Origin of the sequence: Streptomyces sp. cg36, from assembly GCF_041080675.1 — a bacterium.
In the GTDB taxonomy this organism is placed as follows: domain Bacteria; phylum Actinomycetota; class Actinomycetes; order Streptomycetales; family Streptomycetaceae; genus Streptomyces.
Genome location: NZ_CP163520.1, coordinates 8,132,273 through 8,147,514, shown reverse-complemented (window position 1 = coordinate 8,147,514; position 15,242 = coordinate 8,132,273). Strand labels below are relative to the sequence as shown.

Annotated in this window: 13 protein-coding genes; 6 read left to right on the top strand and 7 right to left on the bottom strand. The window is 71.0% G+C overall.

Annotated elements, in window-relative coordinates; genetic code table 11:
• Positions 1 to 9: 9 nt before the first annotated feature.
• Together AB5J87_RS35865 and abc-f are read right to left on the bottom strand one after the other, a co-directional pair.
• Positions 10 to 270 carry a hypothetical protein gene (locus AB5J87_RS35865; RefSeq protein ID WP_369382938.1) on the bottom strand — a complete coding sequence of 87 codons (261 nt, stop codon included), beginning with the start codon at positions 268 to 270 and terminating at the stop codon, positions 10 to 12.
• A gap of 455 nt (positions 271 to 725) precedes the next feature.
• Positions 726 to 2,417 (bottom strand): ribosomal protection-like ABC-F family protein, encoded by a 1,692-nt coding sequence (gene abc-f / locus AB5J87_RS35860; protein ID WP_369382937.1) that lies wholly within the window; start codon positions 2,415 to 2,417, stop codon positions 726 to 728.
• 244 nt (positions 2,418 to 2,661) lie between these two features.
• On the opposite strand from abc-f, the gene AB5J87_RS35855 reads away from it, so the two are divergent.
• The 4 genes from AB5J87_RS35855 (at position 2,662) to AB5J87_RS35840 (ending at position 5,995) form a co-directional block, all read left to right on the top strand.
• The gene (locus AB5J87_RS35855) at positions 2,662 to 3,012 is read left to right on the top strand and encodes a hypothetical protein (protein WP_369382936.1); all 351 of its coding nucleotides are present in this window, start codon (positions 2,662 to 2,664) and stop codon (positions 3,010 to 3,012) included.
• Between the two features lie 407 nt (positions 3,013 to 3,419).
• On the top strand, positions 3,420 to 3,791 hold the full coding sequence (locus tag AB5J87_RS35850) for a hypothetical protein (protein ID WP_369382935.1): 372 nt from the start codon (positions 3,420 to 3,422) through the stop codon (positions 3,789 to 3,791).
• A 229-nt stretch (positions 3,792 to 4,020) separates the two neighbouring features.
• Positions 4,021 to 4,446 carry a DUF3052 domain-containing protein gene (locus tag AB5J87_RS35845; RefSeq protein ID WP_369382934.1) on the top strand — a complete coding sequence of 142 codons (426 nt, stop codon included), beginning with the start codon at positions 4,021 to 4,023 and terminating at the stop codon, positions 4,444 to 4,446.
• A gap of 412 nt (positions 4,447 to 4,858) precedes the next feature.
• Positions 4,859 to 5,995 carry an abortive infection protein gene (locus tag AB5J87_RS35840; protein ID WP_369382933.1) on the top strand — a complete coding sequence of 379 codons (1,137 nt, stop codon included), beginning with the start codon at positions 4,859 to 4,861 and terminating at the stop codon, positions 5,993 to 5,995.
• Positions 5,996 to 6,055: 60 nt separating this feature from the next.
• On the opposite strand, the gene AB5J87_RS35835 is transcribed toward AB5J87_RS35840, so the two are convergent.
• The 3 genes from AB5J87_RS35835 to AB5J87_RS35825 all read right to left on the bottom strand — a co-directional run bounded on the left by AB5J87_RS35835 (position 6,056) and on the right by AB5J87_RS35825 (position 8,565).
• A complete protein-coding gene (locus AB5J87_RS35835; RefSeq protein WP_369382932.1) occupies positions 6,056 to 6,862 on the bottom strand; it encodes a DUF4118 domain-containing protein in 807 nt (268 codons plus the stop codon).
• A gap of 191 nt (positions 6,863 to 7,053) precedes the next feature.
• Positions 7,054 to 8,175 (bottom strand): methyltransferase domain-containing protein, encoded by a 1,122-nt coding sequence (locus AB5J87_RS35830; RefSeq protein WP_369382931.1) that lies wholly within the window; start codon positions 8,173 to 8,175, stop codon positions 7,054 to 7,056.
• A gap of 195 nt (positions 8,176 to 8,370) precedes the next feature.
• Entirely contained in the window at positions 8,371 to 8,565 is a 195-nt protein-coding gene (locus AB5J87_RS35825; protein WP_369382930.1) for a hypothetical protein, read from the bottom strand.
• Between the two features lie 197 nt (positions 8,566 to 8,762).
• On the opposite strand from AB5J87_RS35825, the gene AB5J87_RS35820 reads away from it, so the two are divergent.
• Complete coding sequence (locus AB5J87_RS35820) at positions 8,763 to 9,662, top strand: alpha/beta fold hydrolase (protein WP_369382929.1); 900 nt, start codon at positions 8,763 to 8,765, stop codon at positions 9,660 to 9,662.
• Positions 9,663 to 9,694: 32 nt separating this feature from the next.
• Here AB5J87_RS35820 and AB5J87_RS35815 read toward each other — a convergent pair whose 3' ends face one another.
• Together AB5J87_RS35815 and AB5J87_RS35810 are read right to left on the bottom strand one after the other, a co-directional pair.
• Positions 9,695 to 11,812 (bottom strand): AAA family ATPase, encoded by a 2,118-nt coding sequence (locus tag AB5J87_RS35815; protein ID WP_369382928.1) that lies wholly within the window; start codon positions 11,810 to 11,812, stop codon positions 9,695 to 9,697.
• 292 nt (positions 11,813 to 12,104) lie between these two features.
• The gene (locus AB5J87_RS35810) at positions 12,105 to 12,647 is read right to left on the bottom strand and encodes a GNAT family N-acetyltransferase (protein ID WP_369382927.1); all 543 of its coding nucleotides are present in this window, start codon (positions 12,645 to 12,647) and stop codon (positions 12,105 to 12,107) included.
• A gap of 309 nt (positions 12,648 to 12,956) precedes the next feature.
• On the opposite strand from AB5J87_RS35810, the gene AB5J87_RS35805 reads away from it, so the two are divergent.
• Positions 12,957 to 15,191: an FG-GAP repeat domain-containing protein gene (locus tag AB5J87_RS35805; RefSeq protein ID WP_369382926.1), complete on the top strand. Its 2,235-nt coding sequence runs from the start codon at positions 12,957 to 12,959 to the stop codon at positions 15,189 to 15,191.
• Positions 15,192 to 15,242: the final 51 nt, after the last annotated feature.

The window sequence follows — 15,242 nt, the reverse complement described above, 5'->3', positions numbered from 1 at the left end:
GCGGGCCCGCTATCCGTAGAAGACCCAGAACAGCACGCCGGCGACAACCCCGATGGTGACCGGGACGACACCGCCGCCCCATGGCGCCTTCCGGGAGATCGCACTGCGTATCAGCATCAGCAGCGGTCCGATCCAGCCCAGGGCGTAGATGGTCCAGCCCCTGGTCGTGTCTTCCTGGACCGCGAAGGTGATCCAGGCCCAGAGGGCGGCGCCGATGGGCAGGTCCCACACTCCGCGCTCCAGGCTCCGCTTCTTCACGGCAGTGGTCACTTCTCTCGTCGTCCTTTCACTCGGCCGGGTCCACTGAAGCCGGTGGCCCCAGGAGGAGCGTGAGGTCGGTGGCCCGGGCCACCGAGCGCGAGAGCCGCCATCACGGCAGCGGCGGAGATCTTCAGGTTCTTGCTGTTCACGTAATCTGTTCCTTGCTCAGGAGAAGACAGCGCGCCCGTACACGGCTTCCCAACCAGGCGGACGCGCGGATCAACCGCGGCAGGTGGACGGCGATGACAGTCGCGGGGCACTATCCCCACGCTGTTCGCCGCCCGCCCTCTGCGGTGCTGGCCAGCACCTTGATCATTCCGCTGCCGCCACCGCCGCCACAATCCCGCCGTTCGGACCCCGGCACCCCCGCCCTCCGGAGGAAGTCGGCCCCGCCGTATGGCGACAAGACGGTCCTGGCCAGGTATCCCGTACGTGGCTGTCTCCACGCCTTCGCGTCCACCGCGCTACGGACGCGCCCCGCCCCGGCGCCGACCCCCAGACGCATCCACCGGGCTTCGCCGGCCACCGCACAACTCCAGCCGCTCCCCCGCGAAACGCTCGCGGAAGTCACGGTCGTGCGAGACCACGACGACCGCTCCCGGAAACACGGCGAGAGCCGCTTGCAGGTCCTCGGCCAGGTCGAGCGCGATGTGGTTCGTCGGCTCATCGAGAACGAGGAGATCCGCGGGCCGGGTCACCAGTCTCGCGATCTGCAGCCTGCGCTGCTGGCCCGCCGAGAGAGCCGCGACGGGGACGTGCAGGTCCTCCTCGCGGAACAGGCCCAGCGCCAGCAGCTGTTCGGCGTGCTCCTCCACCGGCCCCGGCCGCCCAGCCGCGAAGGCGGCGAGCAACCCGAGCCGCGTGGAGCGTACGGGGAGTTCCTGCTCCAGGTATCCGACCCGGGCGAGGCGCCGCACCGTTCCGGCGTCCGGTTGCAGATCACCCGCCATCACTCGCAGCAGCGTGGTCTTGCCTGCGCCGTTCACCCCCGTCACCAGCAGCCGCTGCCCGGAGGTGATGGCCAACTGGCCTTCCAGGAGCAGCCGTTCACCGACCGCCACCGCATCGAGCACGAGCAGCGGATGCTTGGTGGCGTGCTCCTGCTGGGCGGCGGTCAACCGCGCGGTGAACCGCAGCGGTTGCGACGGTTGCCTGACGGGGTTGCGCCGCAGGTGGGCCAGGCGTTCCCGGGCGGCGCGCACATGACCGCCGAGCTTGGCCTCGTGCGAGCGGCGGTGCTTGCCGAAGCCCTCCCGCGGATCCCGGCCGGTGGCGGCCAGCCGCTTCCCGGCGGCCTCAAGCACTTCCTCGGTACGGGACACCTCCTGGATCCAGTCGACGTAATCCTGCTCGGCGCGGCGCCGGGCAGCGGCCTTCGCCGTGCGATAGCCGCTCCAGCCGTCGCCGTACCGGTGCACCGTGCGCGCATCCCGGTCGACCTCCAGGATCGTGGTGGCGACGCGCTCCAGGAATCCGCGGTCGCGCGTGACCGCGACGACAGTGCCACGGTGCGCCCGCAGATGCTCTTCGAGCCAGTGCACGGCCGCCGCGTCGAGGTGGTTGGTCGGCTCGTCGAGCAGGAGCAGTTCAGGGGCGGCAGCCAGTACGCAGGCGAGTGCGAGCCGCGACTGCTCGCCTCCTGAAAGGGAGCCCAGCACCCGGTCGCGGGTGATCCGGGCGAGGCCCAGACCGTGCAGAGCCATGTCCACCCGGGCGTCCGCCTCGTATCCACCGCGCTGCTCGTATGCGGTCAACAGCTCCCCGTAGGAGGCGAGTTCGTCCGGCTTCGCCTCACCGAGGCGCTCCTCGGCCGCGCGCAGCCTGCGCTCCATGTCGCGCAGGTCGACGAAGGCCAGGTCGACGGCGTCCTGCACCGTGCAGGACTCGTCGAGGGCCGGGGTCTGTGTGAGATGGCCGGTGCCGCTGGCGAACCGGACGGTGATCTCCCCCGTGTCGGGTGTCTCAGCTCCGGCCAGCAACCGCAACAAGGTGGACTTGCCAGACCCGTTCTCCCCGATGACGGCGGCCTTCTCACCTGGGCGGATGGCGAAGGAGAGCTGGCCGAGGACGGTTCGGGTCGCGTAGGACTTGGTGACGTTCTTGACGGAGAGCTGTGCCGTGGCGGCAGGCACAGCTGTGCGGACGTATTTACGCATGGGGGTTCCCTGGAGATCTACGTGTCGTCTACGGGCAGCAGAAACGGCGGTGTGGGCCGTGCCCGGACTCAGAGGAAGTAGAAGAAGGAAGCCATGACGCCACCGTACAAGACGACTCGTATCGTCTCCACCGATTTTCCCGCAGGCATCCGCCGTGCACCCCGACGCGCGGCCCGGCGGAGCCCCTGCACGGCGGTGCAGCGACGGCGAGGCACACTCCGGCGTCCCGTGGCACGATCACAGCGTGTCAGTCATCAGCAAGCTGCAAATCAAGCCGGGGCAGCGCGTGGCCGTGCTGGGCAAGCCCGACGACGTCCACCTGGAGGTCGAGGGCGTGGTGGCCCCGGACTCGGCCGACGCGGTACTCGCATTCGTGACGACGTCCGGTGACCTGCACGAGGCGGAGGCCCGGGCGGCACTCGGCGCGGCGAGGCGTGATGCCCTCGCCTGGGTGGCCTACCCGAAGGCCGGAAAGCTCGGAACGGATCTCAACCGCGACACCTTGGCCGCCGCGCTCGCCGAGCGAGGCGTGCGCCCGGTGCGGCAGATCGCCATCGACGACACCTGGTCCGCACTCCGGTTCCGGCCCGCGTGACGCTGCCGCGCCCACGGGCTCCAGGGGCGCGGTATCGATTGTGGCTGTCTTCGTCATCGGCAAAGCAGCCCATGCGCGGAGCGCGCCCCGGACGAGCACCAGGTCCACTCGCGCCAATTGGGGAGTTCGGCACAGAACCCGGCAAGGCGCGGACACTCCACCTCAAGACGCTGCACGACGCCACGGGACCCACGAGCCCGCGCTCGCCAACCACCCTTTCAGCCAAAGAACTTCAGCCTGCGGCGTAGTGCCGGCGCGCGGGCCGTCCGTCGCTGGCGGCACCACCTCGGAAGTGGAAGAAACCCCTTCGCCCCGCGGCTCTTGACACCCTGCCCCCTGCGGGTCGCATAGTTGCGATTGGTCTGAACCATTGACCAGATTGGTCGAGACCACAACGGAGGAGAACCATGCGCCGTTCCATCTGGAGCAGGCTCGCCGTGATCGCGGCGGCACCGCTGATCGCCTTCTCGGGGGCCACCGCCGCCCAGGCCCACGCACCGCTCAACACGAGCGCGTACACCGTGTGGGACACCACCGGCACCTGCTCGATCTACGTACACTTCTACTACAACAGCCATTGGTTCGTGGAGTACGACCTGACCAACCACAGCAACGGCACCGTCGGCTGTGCGGCAGGCGCCTACACCAGCGATCTCGGCTACGTCGGCGCCATCACCGGCGGCGGGTTCTCGACCAACGACGACGGCTCCCGCTGGGTGCAGCCCTATGTCCAGCGAGTGGGCAACTCGTCCACCACCGGCTGGGGCGCCAACCGATAAGGCCATGGCGCGCGGCAGGTCCTGGACTTCTCTCGTGCGGGGCCTGCCGCAGCCGCGAGAACTCTGTGACAGGGCCGCACCGCCGGGAGCCCAGCCGTGGAGGGCCGAACAGCGTCTGTGGCGGTCCTCGCTCAGCAGATGCCCCGGACAGTGTCACCATCGGTATCTTCGTGATTGCGGAATGCGAGCACAATGGAGATGTTCGCTCTGTCCACAGAGAGGGTCCCCCATGACCGCGGATCACGCAGAGACCAATCTGGCCGTCAGGCTCGGCTTCCAGCCCGACATGGTCGTCCAGGAAATCGGGTACGGCGATGACGTCGACCAGGAACTGCGCGACGCGATCGAACAGGCCACCGGCACCGAGCTGGTCGACGAGGAGTACGACGACGTCGCCGACGCCGTGGTCCTGTGGTTCCGCGAGGACGACGGCGACCTCACCGACGCCCTCGTCGACGCCATCGCCTACATGGAAGAAGGCGGCTCGCTCCTCCTGCTCACCCCGAAGAGCGGAAGGGACGGCTACGTCGAGCCGAGCGAGATCGGCGAGGCAGCCACTACCGCCGGTCTGTCCCAGACGAAGTCCATCAACGCGGGCAAGGACTGGAACGGCTCCCGCCTCATCACGCCCAAAGCCGCGGCCCGCAAGCGATAGCCCTCCCTCACGACCCGGTCAGGCAGCCGAGGAGGCCGAGTACGGTGACGGCCGCGCCGAGGAACCCGGCCGGGCACCCATGAGCGTGAGCCCTCCCGAAGCGGCCGATGCCCTCCAGTCATCCCCGCGGGCCGGACATGGGCAGAGCCTCACGCGGCCGTACGGCGCCGCCGCCGACCCGCACGTCGGCGGCGGCCTTCGCGGTGACAGGCCCGCCTCACACAGCCGACAGGGCAGGTAGGACCTCTTGCCCTTCGGTCCGCTGGGGAAGCCGCTTGAGCCGCATTAACGCGACCACGGCCGCTACGGGCGGACCAGTCCGCCGAAGGTCGGGCCGGGCAGCGACTTTGGTCGAGGAGTACGAGCCCTTCGGCCGACGTGCCACCGGCCGCCCCGCGTACAGGCTGGCGGCATGACACCAGCACCGATCGCCCGCCGGACCGTGCTCGCGGCCACCGCGGCCCTGTCCGCCACCTGTGTCAGCGGCCACGCGCACGCCCGTACGAGGCCCACCGGCGCGGCGGCTCCTCCGCAACACGCTTCCTCGCTCACCCACAAGGGCGTCAACTTCGATACGGACCGCGAGGTCTGGCGCACGGAGTTCGTACGCCGGGAGATCGCGGCCATCAGGCAGCAACTGCACTGCAACGCCGTCCTGCTGCTGGGCCAGGATCTCGACCGGCTCACGGAAGCCGCCTCGATCGCAGCCACGCACGGCCTGTTCGTGTGGTTCGAGCCGCGCCAGTTCGACCAGAGCGCGGAGCAGACCCTCGCCTTCCTCGGCTCGGCGGCCCGCGCCGCCGAGCGGCTGCGCGCCCGCCATCCCGGCGTGGGCATCTCGGTCGGCACCGAGCTGACCATCTTCATGTCCGGCCTGGTGCCGGGCAAGGACTACAAGGAGCGCGCCCAAGCACTGGGCCTTCCGGAGTCGGCCGGCTACCAGGAGCGGCTCAACGCCTTTCTGGAGCGGGCGCTGAAGACCGTACGGCCGCTGTTCAAGGGGCGGGTCACCTACAGCGCGGGAGAGTGGGAGGAGGTCGACTGGCGCGGCTTCGACATCGTGGGCGTCAACCTCTACCGCGACGCGGACAACCGGGCCTCGTACACCACGAAACTGCGCGCCCTCACCCGGCACGGCAAGCCCGTCGTCATCACCGAGTTCGGCTGCTGCACCTTCACCGGCGCCAGGGACCAGGGAGGGGACGGCTTCAACGCCGTGGACTGGGAACGGCAACCACCGCTGGTCAAGGACGGCTACAGGCGCGACGAGCGGGAGCAGGCGCAGGAGATCGGAGAACTGCTGGACCTCTACGCGGCGGAGCGCCTGCACGGGGCGTTCGTCTACAACTTCATCGCCCCCGACTCCCCCTTCTCCCCCCAGCGCCGTCACGACCTGGACATCGCCAGCTTCGCCCTGGCCAAGACCTTCCCCACCGGGACGGGCCGCGGCTATGCGGAGACGGGGCAGTGGGAGCCCAAGCAGTCCTTCCGCACGGTGGCCGACCGATTCCGCGCAGTGCCCAGGAGTCCCGGCGCAACAGGTGCCTGACAGCGACGGCTTCCCACCACCAGTGCGGCGGCCGGGCCTCCGAACCGGCCGGCCGCAGCATCATCCCTCCCGGAGCGCCCCCATCCCGGCGTCGGCGAGCGCCGCGCCCGCCTGCCCGGCCAGGGTGGCCGCCACCAGACGGGCCCGCAGCGGTACGACGCCGCCGTCCCCGGGACGGAGCAGGAACCTGCCGTAGTAGTGGCCCTTGCCGGTGGCACGCAGTTCCACCTCTCCGGACGGCCAGCCCTGCCGCTCCAGGTCCCAACCGCCGCGCACGGTGATGATCTGCCCGTCCTGCCCGAGCTGCGGCGGGTGGCCCAGCAGCGACCCGTACTCGAAGCGGCAGCCGGCCAGTTGGAGCACATCGATGAGTTCGGCGCGCACATGCTCGACGACAGCGTCGGCGGACGGGGTGCTCTGGGCGAGTTTCGCTGTGCCGTGGATGCGGGCCAGCTGTTCGGCGTCGGTGACGGTGACCACCTTGAGGTGTCTGGCCCGCGCAGCCAGCTGCGAGACGGCGAGCCCCACCGCGAGGAGCAGTACGGCGGTGGTGATGTCGCCGCCGCTGGTGATCGTGAGCCGCTCGTAGGGGCGGGTGAGGAAGAAGTCGAACCATACGGCCGAGGAGAGCGCGGCCAGCGCTCCTGCCCCGCGGTGCCCGTTGGCGGCGACCGTCACCACGACCACGACGAGGATCAGCGCCATGTTGGTGTTCGCCAGGTCGGTACGGAAGGGTGCGAGGAGACTGGTGACGGCCAGCGGGACGACGACGGCCGCCGCCAGCGCGAGCCGGTCGCGGGGCGGCACGGCCAGCCCGGCCGGCCCCGAGCGTCGCTCCGCGAGTCCTTGCAGCGAGATCCCGGACATGGCCACCTCCTGAGCTCTCCCCCCGCTCCACGGTGCTCCGGCACAGACGGCGGCGCAGCCGAGCGCCGCGGATCCTGACGCTGCCCTGACGCGTCCCCGTCGCGTACGGCACGCGGCGAGGCGGGCTCGTGGCCAGGACGAACAGGCTCCGCTGAGTGCCGGTCCAACCCCACCCTGACGGCCCGCGCGGGTCAGACCGTCCGCTCGGGGGTGTCCAACCAGACGGACTGCCCGGCGGGCGTGACGGTCAGGCCGAACCGGTCGCGGGACGGCGCGCCGTGCTCCTGCCACCGCCGGTACGCGAGGGCGGCCTCGTCCCACAGGCGGCGCGGCCCGTACTGGTCCACTTCGAAGGTGTCGTGTCCGGGGACGTACTCGGCCGCTGCCCAGGAGGCGCGGTCGTCCGCCAGCAGCCACAGTGTCGCCTCGTCACTGCCGTCCTCGGCCTCGGCCAGCAGGTACCAGGCGTCGGTCAGGGCGAGACCGGTGAAGAACAGGGCGTCGCTGTCGCCCACCAGTTCCCGCGGCGACAACGCGGTGCGGGTCGTGATCGCGTCGTCGGCGTGGTGCAGGAAGTCGGACAGGTAGCCGCGGTGCGGACGGCCGGTCCGGCTGCGCATGAACGCCGGATACCCGGCGAACCGCCCCTGCGCGATCCCGTCGGCGGTCTCCAGGACGGCGAAGGAGTGGGAGAACCAGCTGCCGCCCCAGGGTGCCACGATGCGCCCCGAGGGCACCTGAGCCACCCACGTACAGGGGATCTCCGCGACCGTGTAGGTGGCGATGAGCCGCTGGTACGGGGCGCCGTCGGGCCAGCCCGCCGCTCCGTCGCCCACCACCACCTGCGGACGGTAACCGGCCGCCTTCAGGTTGGCGCACGCCTCCTCGGCGAGGACCGCGTCGATGTCGAGGGTGGTCACGCGCGCATCCCCCAGACGATGGCACAGCCAAGCGGCGTTGTAGCCAGTAGCGGCCCCCAGTTCCAGAACACGCTGCCCGTCGTGGACGTCGAGCAGGTCCAGCATCTCCACCATGACCGACGGCATCGAGCTCGACGACGTGGGCAGCTCGTAATCGCCCTCCGAGACGGGCCGCCCGTCATTGACCTGCGTGGTCAACGGGAGGTCACCGTAGACGGCGGTCAGCCACCGTTCCGGGGACGTACCGCGCGAGATGACCCGCTGCGGCGTCTCGACCACATCGGGCAGGAACGCGGCCCGCGGCACCTCGCGCACCGCCCGCTCCCACGGCGAACCCACCACCAGGACACCCTTGTTGAGCAGGATCTCCCGCAGCCGCTCCGGAGTGCTCACGCGGCCGTCACTTCTTCTTCGGCGGATCGCTGACGGGCTTGTTCCACTGCCCGTCGCTCTCTTTCGGAGACTGCTGCCTGTCCCCGTCGGACCCGCCCTTGCCGTCACCGTGCTTACCCATGCCGACTCCTCTCCCGCGGGTCTTGCGGGGTGAAAGACGCCACAAAGGAGGGTGCCCCGACCGCGTCCGCGTTTCTAGTCGTCCCCGCCGCTGTTCCCGCTCACACTCCGGCGCCGCCGCTTCCGGGACTGGCGCACCAGCTCGCCCGCCGCGAGCGTCACGGCCGCCACACCACGGGCCCACCGGGGGCCGCCGCGGTCCGCCCACACCACACACGCGCACCCCCCGACAGCGAGCACCAGCACACCGACCAGCAGCAGACTCATCATGTTCCCCACCTTTGCTTGCTTTCCTGCGGTCCTGCTGATCGTCCCAGGCTGGGAGAGCCGCTCCAACCGGGGACCCAGTTGAAGCGCCATTCCGGGCGGCACCGCTCTTGACCGGTGCGGGCGCGGTCTCCGGAGTACTGGCCGATGCCCTCTCAAATTCGGGGCAGTTCGGGGCGGGACCGTGCCAAGATCACGCAATGGCTCTCTCACCAGCAGGACACGTCACCACACCAGTACTGGACATCGCCTACGAACACGCGGGTGAGCGCGACGCCCCGCCGGTGATCCTGCTCCATGGATTCCCCTACAACGTCAGGGCGTTCGACGACGTCTCCACGGCCCTCGCCGACCGGGGCGCCCACGTACTCGCACCCTACCTGCGCGGCTTCGGGCCGACCCGGTTCCGGGACCGTACGACCGTCCGCTCCGGGCAACAGGCGGCGCTCGCGCAGGACTTGCTGGACTTCATGGACGCCCTCGACATCGAGGGCGCCGTCCTCGCAGGCTACGACTGGGGCGGCCGGGCCGCGTGCATCACCGCCGCCCTGCACCCCGAGCGCGTGCGCGGCCTGGTCACCGTCGACGGCTACAACGTCCAGGACCTCGCCCATGCCGGAGAGCCCACCGCCCCGGAGTGGGAGCGCACGTACTGGTACCAGTACTACTTCCACTCCGAGCGCGGACGGCTCGGCCTGGAGCGCAACCGCGACGCCCTGTGCGAACTGCTCTGGCGCACCTGGTCTCCGACCTGGGCCGGGGCGAACGCCGCCTTCCCCGCCAGCGCCGCGAGCCTGCACAATCCCGACTTCGTCGACGTGGTCGTCCACTCCTACCGGCACCGGTTCGGCCTGGCCGAGGGCGACCCCCGCTACCAGGAGCTCGAAGACCTCATCGCCCACGAGCCGCCGATCTCCGTACCCACCGTCGTGCTCGAAAGCGGTGACGACGGGGTGGGCGGTCCGAGCGCGGCCGAGGACCGCGACTGCTTCACCGGACCGTATACGCACCGGCTTCTGCCGGGCGTAGGACACAACGTTCCACAGGAAGCCCCGGGAGCGTTCACCGAGGCGGTGGCCAGCCTGCTGCCGCCCCGCTGAGGCGTGCACTGACCGCCGCACGCCCGTGCGCGTCAACCGGATCCACTCAGCGGGCCCTCCAGGATGCGGCGTACCGCCGTGGCCGGTTCGGCGTGCGCGCCCGCCCTGAACGCCCTGTCGTACGCGTGGTCCCCGATGCGCCGCCGCGCCGCGCGGGTGGCACTGTCGCGGACCTCCGCGAGTTCGGGCGTGCCGCGCTGGGGGTGGCCCGTCGCGCGCCAGCAGGCCAGGGCGGTGCCGGAGAACTGGGCGGCCTGTTCGGCCCGGCCTTGTGCGGCCAGTCCGGCGCAGAGCAGGTCCAGGCCGAGCGCCACGCCGAACACGTCGCCGAGATGGTGTTTCGCGGCGACCATGCGGCGGGCGCTGGCCACCGCTTCGGCGGGGCGCCCGCTCAGCACCGCGGCCAGGGCGAGCTGGTGATCGGTGTAGGCCCTGGTCCAGAGTTCGCCCCGGCCCACGCACTCGGCCCGCAGGATCCGGGCGGCGCGGGCGGCTTCCTCCAGCCGTCCCGTACCGGTCTGCGCGAAGATCACCACCAGGCGGCACCGGGCGCGTCGGCCCGCGCTGCCGCCCAGGGCGTCGAGCGCCTGTCTGCATCGGTCCCCCGCCTCCTGCGGGCGCCCCTGGAGCAGCAGGACCAACCCGTGCAGGTAGACGGCGTCCAGCAGCCGGTCCTCGTCGCCCGACAGATGGGCACAGGCATGGCTGTGGCGGGCGAGTCCGGATGCCGCGCCGTGGTCGCCCTGGAGCACGCGCACCACGCCCAGCGCCCAGCGAGCCCTGGCGTGCACGGCCATCGGGGCATCGGCGTGTTCCAGGGACTGCGTCAAGTAGTGCCCGGCCTGGTGCAGATGGCCGCAGCAGACCCAGAAGAACGCGACCAGCGCGGCGAGTTCGAGGGCGGCGGACGGCTCGTGGGTACCGAGGTGGTCCAGCGCCGCGCAGACATCGGCGTGACCGTGGCGCAGGTTGCGGTAGGTGTCGGCCTGGGCGGGCCCGTACCAGGCACGGTCCGCCTCGCGGGCCAGTTCGAGGACGTAGCGGGCGTGCCGGTCGGCGAAGCGGTCCCGCTCGCCGAGCTCGTCCAGCCACATCTCCCCGTACTCCCGAACGGTGTCGAGCATGCGGTAGGTGCCTGCCGGTGTCCGGGTCAGTACGGACTTGCGGCACAGCCCCGCCAGGGCTTCGCCGAGCGCGGGCCCGTCCAGCGGTCCGCCGCCGCAGACGGCGCGCACGGCCACCGCACCGGTTGCGGCGCGGAACACCGACATACGGGCCCACAGCAGGCGTTCCACGGGTGTACACAGTTCGTGGCTCCAGCCGATGCTGGTGCGCAGGGCCCGCTGGTGGGCGGGCCCGGGTGACAGCCCGTCGGGGAGGCCGTCGTCCGGCGCGGTGAGGTCGAGGCGTGCCTCCAGGGCTGCGGCCATGGCGCTGACGGGCCGCTGGGGAAGCTGCGCCGCGGCGAGTTCCAGGGCGAGCGGCATGCCTTCGAGGTGCCGGCAGACGGCGGTGGCGGCGGCCAGGTCGGCGGGCCGGGTCAGCGGCGCTCCGGCCAGGGCCGCGCGGTCGAGGAAGAGTTCCAGCGCGTCGGTGGTGGGCGGCAGCGGTTCCACCGCGTGCACCTGCTCGCCGGGCAGCCCCAGCGGTTCGCGGCTGGTGGCCAGGACGGTCAGGGCCGGGCACGCGATGAGCAGTTCGGCGACCAGGTCGGCGCAGGACGGGATCAGGTGCTCGCACGAGTCCAGGACGAGGAGTGTGCGACGGCCGCCGATCCACTGCGCCAGTGCGTGCACCGGTCGCCTCGTCGTGTGGTCGGACAGCCCCGAGGCGTCGGCGACCGTGGCCGCCAGCAGCCGGTCGTCTCGCAACTGCCACAGCGAGGCCCAGCCCACGGAGGCCGTGAGCAGTGCGGGCGCCATTGGAGGTGTGTCCGCCGCGTGCGGGACGCCTTCGTCCGACTCACCTTCTTCCGGGCCGTCTTCACCCGAAAGGAGTGCCGTCAGGTGGGCGGCGAGCCGTGTCTTGCCCACCCCGCCCGGGCCGGTGAGTGTGACCAGCCCGGGCGCGCTCACGCACGGGGCGAGCAGGGCCAGCTCCTTGCCGCGACCGACAAAGACGGTGTCCTGGGGCGGAATGACAGCACGCATCCGCCGATTGTGCCCGCTCGCGGCGTACGGTGCTGTCGCTTGCGGGAGGTTCCTCGCCGCCGCCCAGCGGCCCGCGCAGGGCGCTGGCTTCACGTCCTGGGCGGCGGGGACTTCCTACCTTGGTTCAAGCACTTCCCCGCCCCGTCTGCATCCAGGACGGCCACAAGGCGGCCTACCTGTCGGGGAGTTCGCGACCATCCGGTCCCGGGGAGGCGCTCGGCGAGGGCAGGGCCTCCCGGCCGACAGCCGCACCGGCCCACGGACAAACGGACCCACGGGCCCGCCGCCGTCGTCAGCGCGCGGTCCCGCCGTACTGGTCCGACGACAGCTCGAACACCCGGACCCGCCGACCGTTGGTGGGATGGACGGTCTCGTGGGCCGGACGCATCCCGAGTTTGGTCATGATCCGTTCGGAGGCGTCGTTGCCCACTTGGGCGATGCTGACGAGCCGCTCCAGCCCCCGCTCGACGAACCCGAACCGTACGGCGGCCACAGCGGCCTCGGTGGCCAGGCCCTGCCCCCAGTGGGAACGTCCCAGCCGCCAGCCGACCTCGACCGCCGGCAGCACCTCGGGCAAGTAGCCGGGCACCGAAAGGCCGGTGAACCCGGCCATCTCACCGGTGGAGCGGAGCTCCACGGCGAACAGGCCGAAGCCCCGCGACTCCCACTCGCCCTCCCACGCCCGGATGCCCTCGCGGGTCTGCCGCTCGTCACGGACGCTGCCGTCACGGATCCACCGCATGACCTCGGGGTCGGCATTGACGGCAGCCATCGGCGCGACGTCCTCCTCGCGCCAGCGACGCAGGATCAGTCGGGGAGTCTCCAGCGTGACCATCCGATCATTCTGGATCACGAAAGGGCCCGTACGCCATCCTTCTCATCCGGCACTTCCGTACAACGCGTCAGTGACGCAGGAGGGTGAGCACGGGCCCGATCAGGCCGGCGATCTCCGCGGCGACGCTTCCGCCCCACCCCTGCCCCTGCGGCTCCTGGGCTGGTTCAGGGCTGGTGGCTCTGCCCCGAATGCACTGTTGTTACTATCTGTGCGCACCTGTGGGGGATCACGTACATGCCGTACCGCGGGACCCTCACGTCCTTCGCTGCCCTCCGTTCACCGCTGTTTCCGTTCTGTCCAGGAGGGCACATGACTGGCTCCCGTATTCCGCGACGGCTCATGGCGCTGGCGATCAGTGCGGGGCTGGCGGTGACGGCGGGGCCGCTGGTCGCCCCCATCGCCGCGGCCATGCCCCTTCCGGCCGCCGCGCACTCCCCTCGCGCGCTCGTCAAGATCGCTCCCGGGGCTGAGGTCCTGAGCGCGGGCACGACCGGTTTCCTCTCCGCGAACGCGGACGGCACCCTGCGGTGGACGCGCTACTCCGACGGCGTCTCCACAGAGCTCGGCAAGGACACTGATCACAGCCCCACCCTGCACGGCACTGCGTCCGACACCGTCGTCCTGGGCGATCATCCCGAGCGCCCCAGGTCCTCGGACAAGATCACCCTGCGGAACATGGCGACCGGCACGTCGACCGTCGTCGACCTCGCCACGCGCGGCTACCGGTACGCCGGAACGGTCGGCGACACCGTCGTCGCCACGAAAGGCAGCGGCGACACCTCCGAGGTGCATCTCCTGGCCCAGGTGGACGGCTCGATGACCGACCGCGTCGTCACCGGCCTGCCTACCCGACTTCAGGACGTCAAGGTGACGGCGGGGACGGCGGGGGCGGTACTGCTGGGCTTCAAGGAGGGCTCCTACGACCCCTTCACCAACCACCTCGTGGTGGATCTGGCGTCGGCGAAGGCCGTGGACTCCACGGTGCGCCACCTCAGCGGCGACTACGCGCACACTGCCGTCTCCTCAACCCATGTGGCCACGCTCGGTGTGCTCATGAGCGGGCGGTACGAGACGAATCTGAGCACCGCCCGCCGCGACGGGAGCGACAGCTGGTCCGGGGAGATGCTGGATGTGGGGCACCCGCCCCTGGTGGGCCTGGTCGGCGACTGGGTCCTGTACGGCAACGCCCGGACCGTGGACAAGAGCGTGCTCGACAACGCCTGGAAGACCTCTTTCAAGGCCATGCCGCTCGGCGGCGGCACCGCGCGCAAGGTGCTCGACCACGCCACTTCCGTGACGCCCGCGCCCGACGGCTCGGTCCTGGTGACGGGCGGCACCGTCGAGCAAGGCGAGGGGCTGTACCGCCTCTCGGCCTCGGCGGACGGCGCACCGGTCGCCGAGCTGGTGGCCCCCACCGGCGAGCCGACCAAGATCACCGTGCTCGGCAGCGAGGTCCCCGCGGTGCTGGACCGCACCCCTTGGCGGGCGCGCTGGCGGTTGTCCCGCCTCAACGTCGAGGTGAGCGTTACCGTGCGCCACACGGTTTCCGGCCGCGAATACGTGTCGAACCCCAGCTCTGTGTTCTCGGAGCACCCCGGTGCGGGCTGGGTCGACTTCGAGTGGGACGGCCTGTTCCACCCGTACGACGGTACGGTCGCCGCGCCCAACGGCGCCTACACCTGGCGCCTGGTGGCCAAGCCCATGAACGGTCTCGGCCCCGACCTCGACGTCAACGGCACCTTCACCCTCGCACGCCCGGCCGCCGCCCACGACTACACCGACAACGGCTCCCCCGACGTCCTGGTCCGCGACTCGGCGGGCTGGCTGTACCGCGAGGACACCTTCCACGACCCGGCCGCCGCGAAGCTCGACGGGCGTAACCGCGACCTGATCGGCTCGGGCTGGAACACCTACGACAAACTGGTCTCCGTCGGCAACGTCGCCGGAGCCCCGAACGCCGATCTGGTGGCCCGGGACAAGAGCGGTGTGCTCTGGCTCTACCTGGGCAAGGGCGACGGCAACTTCACCGCCCGCACCCGCATCGGCGGCGGCTGGAACACGTACAACGAGATCACGGCCGGATCCGACCTGACCGGCGACGGTCTGGGCGACCTGCTGGCCCGCGACGCCTCGGGGACCCTGTGGCTGTACAAGGGCACCGGCAATCGTCAGGCGCCCTTTGCCGGGCGCGTGAAGCTTGGCGGCGGCTGGAACGCGTACAACCAGATCACCGCCGTCGGCGACATCGCGGGCGCCAAGGCCGGGGACCTGGTGGCCCGCGACAAGGACGGCGTGCTCTGGCTCTACCTGGGTAAGGGCGACGGCAACTTCACCGCGCGCACCCGCATCGGCGGCGGCTGGAACACCTACCGCCAACTGATCGGCATCGGAGACGCCGACAACGACGGCAAGGCCGACGTCCTCGCCTACGACCAGCAGGGCAAGCCGTACGTGTACCACGGCACGGGCGAGCGCCAGGACCCGCTGGCGGACCGGCGGGAGACGTCGCTGGAGGACGCCCCCTCGTACCAGACGGTCGTCTGAGGCTCCGGCACGGCGGGGATGGCCGGTGACCGGTCTCGACGGGTCTGCTTG

Coding starts and splice junctions, on each gene's coding strand:
- AB5J87_RS35805 (WP_369382926.1), top strand. CDS start 12,957: ATGACTGGCTCCCGTATTCCGCGACGGCTCATGGCGCTGGCGATCAGT.
- AB5J87_RS35840 (WP_369382933.1), top strand. CDS start 4,859: ATGACACCAGCACCGATCGCCCGCCGGACCGTGCTCGCGGCCACCGCG.
- AB5J87_RS35835 (WP_369382932.1), bottom strand. CDS start 6,862: ATGTCCGGGATCTCGCTGCAAGGACTCGCGGAGCGACGCTCGGGGCCG.
- AB5J87_RS35825 (WP_369382930.1), bottom strand. CDS start 8,565: ATGATGAGTCTGCTGCTGGTCGGTGTGCTGGTGCTCGCTGTCGGGGGG.
- AB5J87_RS35810 (WP_369382927.1), bottom strand. CDS start 12,647: ATGGTCACGCTGGAGACTCCCCGACTGATCCTGCGTCGCTGGCGCGAG.
- AB5J87_RS35845 (WP_369382934.1), top strand. CDS start 4,021: ATGACCGCGGATCACGCAGAGACCAATCTGGCCGTCAGGCTCGGCTTC.
- AB5J87_RS35850 (WP_369382935.1), top strand. CDS start 3,420: ATGCGCCGTTCCATCTGGAGCAGGCTCGCCGTGATCGCGGCGGCACCG.
- abc-f (WP_369382937.1), bottom strand. CDS start 2,417: ATGCGTAAATACGTCCGCACAGCTGTGCCTGCCGCCACGGCACAGCTC.
- AB5J87_RS35820 (WP_369382929.1), top strand. CDS start 8,763: ATGGCTCTCTCACCAGCAGGACACGTCACCACACCAGTACTGGACATC.
- AB5J87_RS35815 (WP_369382928.1), bottom strand. CDS start 11,812: ATGCGTGCTGTCATTCCGCCCCAGGACACCGTCTTTGTCGGTCGCGGC.